At 35.4% G+C, this 1,418-nt stretch carries 1 protein-coding gene and 1 pseudogene; both read left to right on the top strand.

All coding sequences use genetic code 11. From position 1 onward, the window contains the following. Window positions 1-165 (top strand): annotated as a pseudogene (locus OZD61_RS05750) (glycosyltransferase family 2 protein); the annotation flags it as partial. Further along, entirely contained in the window at window positions 147-1,376 is a 1,230-nt protein-coding gene (locus OZD61_RS00205; RefSeq protein WP_274979401.1) for a COX15/CtaA family protein, read from the top strand. The pseudogene OZD61_RS05750 and the gene OZD61_RS00205, both read left to right, overlap by 19 nt. The last annotated feature ends 42 nt before the right edge of the window (window positions 1,377-1,418 follow it).

The following is a 1,418-nucleotide window of genomic DNA, read 5'->3' as shown; positions in this document are numbered from 1 at the left end:
GTCAAACAGCAAAAGATGCCTTTTTATTTTTATATAGTATCGATATTTTTTCCGGTCTATAGTCTGCTACATAGTGTTGCAGCTTTTCTTGCCTTGTGGGAGTTTATTCTTTACCCTGAGCAATGGAACAAAACTAAACATGGTTTATGGAAGCAAAACCTGTAGCCATTTGGCTTTTTCTCTGCTCGGTCATGGTAATTCTTATGGTAGGAATTGGTGGATTTACCAGACTTTCAAAAGCAGGATTGTCAATCACAGAGTGGAAACCCATCACTGGAACATTGCCACCACTGAGTGGACAAGATTGGCTACAAGAAAAATTAAAATACGAAGCTACACCTGAATATAAAGCACTTAACTATGGTATTAGTATGGAGGAGTTTCGCGCTATATACTTAATAGAATATATACACAGATTGGTTGCAAGACTAACAGGTTTAGTTTTTGTCCTGCCATTTATATATTTTACATTAAGAAGAAAAATATCTAAAAAGGTAGTAATAAAGCTGTTTGTGGCATTATTATTTGGAGCTTTACAAGCTTTTGCTGGTTGGTATATGGTTAAAAGTGGTTTAGTAACTGAACCTCATGTTAGCCACTATAGGCTTGCACTTCACTTATTATTAGCATTAATTATCTTTGCATTATTGTCATATCAATTTTTTGATTACCAAATATGGATCCCAGTGTTACGTACACAACTATACGAACATTGCAGTATAAGAGTAATTTTCACCAAGAAAGATGTCATCCCAGTGCCCAGACACTGGGATCCAGAAAACTTAACTTTAAATAAGTGGCTGCATAGTAAAAGCTGGATTCCAGTGTCAGCTACTTTCATGACACCATTTGCTGTGCAATTTATTTTCAAAAGTAAGCGTTCGTACGGTTGTGTGTCAGCTACTCGGATGACAGGATTTCAATCTACTAACAGTAGTATATATTACACAATACTTATTCTGATTCTAATTGTAATACAAATAATTTTCGGTGCGTTTGTTGCGGGATTAAATGCTGGTTTGATTTACAATACCTTTCCACTAATGGACGGACAAATCGTTCCAGAAGATTTATTTTTCTTACACCCTATATGGCTGAATATCTTTGAGAACAGAGCGACAGTGCAATTTATACATCGAGCACTGGCATTGCTAATACTAACTTTGGTAGTAATACTCACAGTAAAAAATGCTAGCGTAAAACCGGTATATATTATGCTGCTCTCCATCATCATTCAGATAATTTTAGGAGTGGTTACTCTTTTGTTACACATACCAATAGCCATTGCCATAGCTCATCAAGTGTTTTCATTTATCTTGTTTGGGTCAAGTTTGTACTTCTTATGTTATTTAAGAACCTGTTTAAAATCTTCGTAATAGGAGAGAAATGAAGGAAAGGACAATCATTTGCAAGCTGGT

The organism is Wolbachia endosymbiont of Drosophila bocki, from assembly GCF_028982005.1.
Taxonomy (GTDB): Bacteria; Pseudomonadota; Alphaproteobacteria; order Rickettsiales; family Anaplasmataceae; genus Wolbachia; species Wolbachia pipientis.
This window is presented reverse-complemented; position numbering and strand designations above follow the sequence as displayed.